The following is a 7,010-nucleotide window of genomic DNA, read 5'->3' as shown; positions in this document are numbered from 1 at the left end:
GACAGCATACTGGCGAAAGAGCGCACAGAACTGCACTGATAGAGCGGCGCCCCGCAACTCTCTCTACCGCGCGCTACAGATGCGCGGCGACATCCCGCGCAATTCCAGAGTCGCGCTGCGTGAACTCGATGCCGACGGCACACTGGCGAAAGAACACAAGGATCTGCACTAACAAGCGGTTAATCACTCGCCACAGCGGTGACTGCCGGCGCCAACGGGCTCAGTGCCGGGCCCGAAAGTGCCACTCATGCTCGCCGAGATCATTGCGTACAGCCTGGAGCACGGATTCGTCGATCTGTGGCGAATCCAGTTCATAGGCGCCGCACAGGGCCAGCGCCTTGCGCACCTGCACCTCGGGACCCAGATATTCAAACAGCACCCGGGCGCAGCAGGGCATGCGCTCGCTATTGTCCGAGACCCCGAGCTTGAGGCCGGAAAGGCGTGAAATGCGATTTTTGAAACTCGGAAACAGGATGGTCTGGGTCATTTCATGGCTGTTCAGGGATTCGTAATCCACCATGAAAATGCGATCCGTCAGAAAATACGCCATGCCCAGATAGCGATTGTGATTGGGCCTTTCCCCGGGACGCACTTGCATGCGTTCGGTGCGCTGGTAATACACCTGGTCGCCGCGTCGCTCCAGACACACCAGGGTACGCAGCAGCCTGCCGGGGCTGGCCATCGACAGGTAATACTCGAAATAGTACCCCAGATAGCGCTCCAGCCCCTGCATACCCTGGGCACCCAGCTGTGCCAGGGGCCCCGCCTCGGGTTTCGCGGGCACCTCACTGGCGCGCGACTGCGGACGCACCTGGATCAGGCGCGCGAACTGGCTGTGGGGCAGCATGATTTCGTGCTCTTCCACCCCGAAAAACTCGCAAAAGCTGCGCAGGGTGCTGGCCGAGGGCTTGTAGCGCCCGTTGAGATAGCGGTTGAACTGAGGACGGTTGATATCGAGGCGCCGGCACACCTCGGCAATCGACTTGTAGTAGCTGCAGAGCAACCGCAGATTGCGCGTAAAGTCCTCGTTCATAGGTAGTGTCTCTTTGTCTTCGCGGCTGGATTCTGCTCTGCACCCACTACACTCACCCACAAGTGGTGCTTTTTGGTGCAGTTATTTCGCTCGTGCGCACCATACTGCGCCAAATTTATTCAAAACGTCAAATTTTAAGCCGCATCGAAGCTTGTTCTAATAGCGAGGTTCACACATAAAAAAAACAGCGGAGACACACAATGTTAGATTTACTCAACGACATTCTCTGGGGCAAGGTGCTGATCGTACTGCTGATCGCAGTCGGCATCGGCTTTACTGTGGCATCGCGCTTTGTACAGTTTCGCTACTTCGGACGCATGTTCCGGATCCTCAGCGCCAGCCAGGCGTTCAAGAAGGACCAGCACGGTCACCTGAGTTCCTTCCAGGCGCTGCTGCTGTCGGTCGCCGGCCGTGTCGGCGGCGGTAATATCGCCGGCGTCGCCGTCGCCATCACCCTCGGTGGCCCGGGCGCCATCTTCTGGATGTGGATGGTCGGCCTGATGGGCATGGCCACCAGCTACCTGGAATGTACTCTGGCCCAGGCCTACAAGCAGGCGGAACCGGACGGCACCTACCGTGGCGGCCCTGCCTACTACATCGCCCGCGGTCTGGGCACTAACTGGAAATGGCTGGCAGGTCTGTACTCCGTACTGCTGCTGCTCACCTTCGGTTTCGGCTTTACCGCCCTGCAGTCCTACGCTGTAGCCACCTCCTTTGAAGATGCCTTTGGCGTGCCTGTGTTCTATTCCGGTATTGGCCTGGCCATGATCGTCGGCCTGATCATCTTCGGCGGCGTCAAGCGTATCGCCAAGGTCTCGGAAGTGCTGGTACCGGTCATGGCCGGCGGCTACATCCTCATCGCCCTGGTGGTACTGGGCATGAACCTGGAACGCATTCCCGATGTCTTCATGCTGATCGTCAAAAGTGCCTTCGGCCTTGAACCGGCCATCGGCGGCGGTATAGGTGCGGCCATCATGATGGGTCTCAAGCGCGGCCTGTTCTCCAACGAAGCCGGTCTTGGCAGTGCACCCAACGTGGCGGCGGTCGCCTATGTGCCGCACCCGGCCAACCAGGGCATCGTGCAGTCGTTCTCAGTGTTCATCGACACCCTGATCATCTGCTCGGCCACGGCCTTCATCATCCTGCTCAGCGGCGTCTATGACCCGGCCAGCACCAGCGATATCGGCGGTGTTGCGCTGACCCAGGCATCCCTGGCAGAGCACGTCGGTGAATGGGGTCGCAGCTTCGTCAGCATTGCGCTGCTGCTGTTCGGTTTCAGCACCATTCTGTACAACTACTATCTGGGCGAAAACAGCATCAACTACTTCACCGACGACAACCAGAACCTGTTCAACGGTTTCCGTGTCGCCATTATCGGCCTGGTATGCTGGGGCGCCACCACGGATCTTGGCACGGTATTCGCCTTTGCCGATGTAACCATGGGCCTGCTGGCGGTGGCCAACCTGATCGCCCTGATCATGCTGATCAAGCCGGGCCTGCGCATCATGCGCGACTTCGATAACCAGATCAGCGCAGGTATCGAACAGCCGATCTTCGATGCCGGCAAGTTCGCCGACATGAATGTCGACCCTGCAGCCTGGGACATCGAGCCGGAAGACCGCCAGCCGGCACCCGCCGCAAGCGTGCTGGCACGCTGATTTAACAGCTGATACCGGGGGCTTTTCGGCCCCCGCTCAACTCGAATTTGGCATCGAGAAGCAAGCGAGCAGCTTGGCGCCATATCCGGGTTAACACCCTTAGTTTGATTTACCTCCGGCCGGCAGGCGCATTGCCGCTTGCAGGCCTCCCCTTGTCCTTTTTCTGAAGGTCACGCACTGCCATGAATACACGCACTGAACACGATTTGCTTGGCGATATGGAAATTCAGGCCCAGGCCTGGTACGGCATCCAGACCCAGCGTGCGCTGGACAACTTCGATATTACCGGCGTGCCCATCAGCCATTTTCCGGAGCTGATCAATGCGCTGGCCATGGTGAAGGCCGCAGCCGCAGACGCCAACCGCGAAATAGGCGCGCTGTCCGAAGCCAAGGCCGCCGCCATCATCGCCGCCTGCCACGACATCATCGATGGCAAGTTGCACGATCAGTTTGTAGTGGATCTGATCCAGGGCGGTGCCGGCACCTCCACCAACATGAACGCCAACGAAGTCATCGCCAATCTGGCGCTGGAAAAGCTCGGCCACGGCAAGGGCCAGTATCAGCACCTGCACCCCAACGATGATGTTAACCGTTCCCAGTCCACCAACGACGCCTACCCGACTGCAGTCTGCGTCGGTGTGCAGTTTGCCGCACGCCCCCTGATCGATGCGATCCAGAACCTGAACCGGGCGCTGTCCGCCAAGGCGCTGGAGTTCGCCGACGTGGTGAAAATGGGCCGCACCCAGTTGCAGGATGCCGTGCCCATGACCCTGGGTCAGGAATTCGAGGCGTTCGCCGTGAACCTGGGCGAGGACATTGATCGTATCAACGAGGCCTGCGCCCTGCTGTGCGAAGTCAACCTGGGCGGTACCGCCATCGGCACCGGCATCAACGCACACCCGCGCTATCAGGCACTGGCCGTGCGCCGCCTGGCCGAGATCTCCGGCCTGCCCATCGTATCGGCTGCACACCTGGTGGAAGCGACCTCCGACATGGGTGCCTTTGTGTTCTTCTCCGGCATCCTGAAGCGTTTTGCGGTGAAGCTCGGCAAGATGTGCAACGACCTGCGCCTGCTGTCCAGCGGCCCGCGCACCGGGCTGGGTGAAATCCACCTGCCAGCGATGCAGCCAGGCTCCTCCATCATGCCCGGCAAGGTCAACCCGGTGATTCCCGAAGCCGTGAACCAGACCGTCTACCAGGTCATCGCCAGCGACCTGGCCGTGACCCTGGCGGCCGAAGCCGGCCAGCTGCAGCTCAACGCCATGGAGCCGCTGATTGTCTACAACCTGCTCAACTCCATGAAAATGCTGGGCTCGGCCTGTCGCATGCTGGAAACCCGCTGCATCAGCGGCATCCAGGCCAACCGCGAACAGTGTGCGCGTCATGTGGATAACAGTATCGGCATCATTACCGCCCTGGTGCCCCATATCGGTTACTCCAACTCGTCCCGCATTGCCTCCATCGCCCTCAACACCGGCGCCACGGTGCGCGAGCTGGTGATTGCAGAGGGACTGCTGGATGAAGCCCAGCTGGATCAACTGCTCAGCCCGCAATCCATGCTGGCCCCCCAGGCAGAGATCTCATGAACAAGCGGATTCTGATCATCTATACCGGTGGCACCATCGGCATGATGCCATCGGACGACGGCTATGTGCCCATGCCGGGCTTTCATGAGCAGCTCATAAGCCAGCTCGACAGCCGTGCCAGCGAACAGCTGCCGGCCTACGAGCTGATTGAGTTCGACCAGCTGATCGACAGCGCCAACCTGACGCCGGATCACTGGCTGCAGATGGCCCAGACGCTGACAGAACGCTGGGACGACTATGACGGTTTCGTGCTGCTGCACGGAACCGACACCCTGGCCTATACGGCCTCGGCGCTGTCGTTCATGCTCAATGGCATCAACAAGCCGGTGATCCTGACCGGCTCGCAGATTCCGCTGGCGCAGCTGCGCAACGATGCCCTGGATAACCTGGTCACCGCCATGCTGCTGGCGGCGAATCCCGCCATCAGTGAAGTCTGCATCTGCTTCAACGGCCGGCTGCTGCGGGGCAACCGCAGCGTCAAGGTCAGCAGTTCGGGCTTCGATGCCTTCGACTCCCCCAGCTATCCCTGGCTGGGCCGCGTCGGTATCGACTTTGAACTGCAATCGCAGTTGCTGCTGGCACCGGGCACACCTGCATTTCGACTGGCGCCCTTTGATGCCGATGCCGTGGCAGTGCTGCAACTCTACCCCGGCATAGGCGCGCACATCGCCGAAGCGATTCTGGCCGGCCCGTCGATCCGGGCCCTGGTACTGCAGACCTACGGCGCCGGCAATCCGCCGGACGCCAACCTGGCCCTGATGCAGGTGCTGGAAAACGCCAGCAAACGCGGCATCACCCTGCTGAACATTACCCAGTGCGCCCGGGGTGGCGTCAGCCAGGGTACCTACGCCACCGGCGCCGCCCTGAACCGAATCGGTGTGATCTCCGGCAACGATCTCACCCTGGAGGCCGCCTTTGCCAAGCTGCATGTGCTGATTGCCAACGGCCTGAGCGGAGATGCACTGCACAGCACCCTGCGCCAGTCCCTGTGTGGCGAATGCTCGGCGACCTGATGGCCTGACTTTCTGGTAAGGCAGACACCCGAAGGGCCCATTGCGGGCCCTCTTTCGTTTTTGGCCTGAGGCCTGTCAATTTTCTGCGCTGAGGCACACGGGTATCGGGCAACGCCAGGCGCCTGAGCGACGTTGATAGGCTTCTCAACGACCAGGCATTACCCTGACTGTCAGGTCGCCCGAAAGCCCGGTAGACTCAGCTACTCAGGCATCAGCTGTCGAACATGAACATGACGATACCGGGATAGAAAATCACCAGCGCCACGACCACCAGGTCCGCGATCAGAAACAGCGTGACACCCTTGAAGATTTCCACCAGCGACGCGTACTGCCCGGCAACACCGCGAATGACAAAGATGTTCATGCCCTAAACCGGCTCAATGTTAGCGGCAGTATTCCGCAACTGACCAAGCCCACCGGCCTGCACCGCACCAGGGTGCGGTGCCTGCTCGAGACGCAGATGGTCGAAGGTTACGTCCGGCGCAACGACGTCGGACGACAGTTACTGGCGGCAGCGCAAGGTGCGCAACCTCAACGAGGGCTATCGACGCCATAGTGATTATTGAAACCACCCACCGCTTCGGGACCTGCCTGTTTGAGTTTCTGTCCCTCATACGAGCTCGAGCAGCTTTTCGCCATACTGGCGTCCCGGGAAGGCCGTGACGGTGACGCGGGCCGGGGTCCTAGTTATATACATACGCCGAGTCTTACCGAGACGCGCTCCCGGCCTACAGCGTCAATTACGACGAATGAAATCCGCAAAGCCGCATTGCCGCCATTTCACAGAGTAATCCCCCCTGCCGCGGTACAGCTATCGGTAGCGCAAAAGTCTGGTGTGAAAGCGGGTTTACGACAACAAACAGGGGCCGGTCGAACCTCTGACCACCAAGTCGACCTTATCGACAAACTGAAGCTCTTCAATCTGTTTACCCTCGATCACGCCAACCACTGCTTTAACCAGATAGCTGCATGCATCGTTGACAGGTTTGCGGGTGACAGTCAGTGGAGGATCAAATTTCGTCGACTGCCAGGTGCTAATAACGTCATCATGAGCGATGACCGACAGATCCCTGCCTATCTTTAACCCCAATTCTCGAGCGGCACGGTAAACACCGATCGCCCGAAACACTCCATTACCGCAATAGATAGCAGTTGGGCGATCAGGCCTCGCCAGCAGGTCCTTAATCGCGGCATACCCGAAATGAGACTGTTCGACATCCTCCAGCACGATTCCCGGATGATTCGGCCCCAGCCTTTCGTGCATCGCTGACTGGTATCCATCAACTCGGCATTTGACATAGGCCAAATCGGGATTATTGATAAACAACGCGATCCGGCGATGCCCCAGGTCCAATAGGTATCGGGTCGCCTGCTCAACAGCACCGAAGTTATCGATGTCGTAGTACGCATAGTACTTATGACTCAGATCCCGGCCATGCACCACGAACTTTGCGTCGGATTGCTGCAGAAGCGTTATGCGCTTATCGTTAACATGAGGGCCGTTGATAATAATACAGTCGACAAAACTGCGCGCAGCAAAACGCGAGTATTGCTCCACCCCGTCCCTGCGCGTTGACATTCTCACAACAAGATCGAGCTTCTGCTCACTAAGCTTTTCATTAAAGGTACCAAGGAACGACCCTGCAGAAAGGTCCAGCTCCGTCCCCTCCTGTATAATCATCGCCACAAGCCCCGACCGACCGGTGGCCAGATGGCGAGC

6 protein-coding genes are annotated in these 7,010 nt (G+C 59.4%); 3 read left to right on the top strand and 3 right to left on the bottom strand.

Going from position 1 to position 7,010, the window contains the following annotated elements; translation table 11 throughout:
- Positions 1-220: 220 nt before the first annotated feature.
- Positions 221-1,033, bottom strand: coding sequence for a helix-turn-helix domain-containing protein (locus MRS74_RS23345; protein ID WP_254582688.1), 813 nt, complete (start codon positions 1,031-1,033; stop codon positions 221-223).
- Positions 1,034-1,233: 200 nt separating this feature from the next.
- Here MRS74_RS23345 and MRS74_RS23340 point away from each other — a divergent pair, with 200 nt between their 5' ends.
- The 3 genes from MRS74_RS23340 (at position 1,234) to ansA (ending at position 5,290) form a co-directional block, all read left to right on the top strand.
- Positions 1,234-2,691 (top strand): alanine/glycine:cation symporter family protein, encoded by a 1,458-nt coding sequence (locus MRS74_RS23340; RefSeq protein ID WP_254582687.1) that lies wholly within the window; start codon positions 1,234-1,236, stop codon positions 2,689-2,691.
- Positions 2,692-2,873: 182 nt separating this feature from the next.
- Positions 2,874-4,277, top strand: a complete 1,404-nt coding sequence (gene aspA, locus MRS74_RS23335) for an aspartate ammonia-lyase (protein ID WP_254582686.1) — start codon at positions 2,874-2,876, stop codon at positions 4,275-4,277.
- Positions 4,274-5,290, top strand: coding sequence for an asparaginase (gene ansA / locus MRS74_RS23330; RefSeq protein WP_254582685.1), 1,017 nt, complete (start codon positions 4,274-4,276; stop codon positions 5,288-5,290). Before aspA ends, ansA begins: the two co-directional genes overlap by 4 nt.
- 211 nt (positions 5,291-5,501) lie before the next feature.
- On the opposite strand, the gene MRS74_RS23325 is transcribed toward ansA, so the two are convergent.
- Positions 5,502-5,654, bottom strand: coding sequence for a hypothetical protein (locus tag MRS74_RS23325; RefSeq protein WP_254582684.1), 153 nt, complete (start codon positions 5,652-5,654; stop codon positions 5,502-5,504).
- Positions 5,655-6,137: 483 nt separating this feature from the next.
- Positions 6,138-7,010 (bottom strand): substrate-binding domain-containing protein (locus MRS74_RS23320; protein WP_254582683.1); only part of this gene is annotated, 873 nt, incomplete at its 5' end.

Source organism: Marinobacterium sedimentorum, assembly GCF_024267675.1.
Classification (GTDB): Bacteria; Pseudomonadota; Gammaproteobacteria; order Pseudomonadales; family Balneatricaceae; genus Marinobacterium_A; species Marinobacterium_A sedimentorum.
The sequence above is the reverse complement of the archived record's forward strand: the minus strand, read 5'-3'. Positions and strand labels throughout refer to the sequence as shown.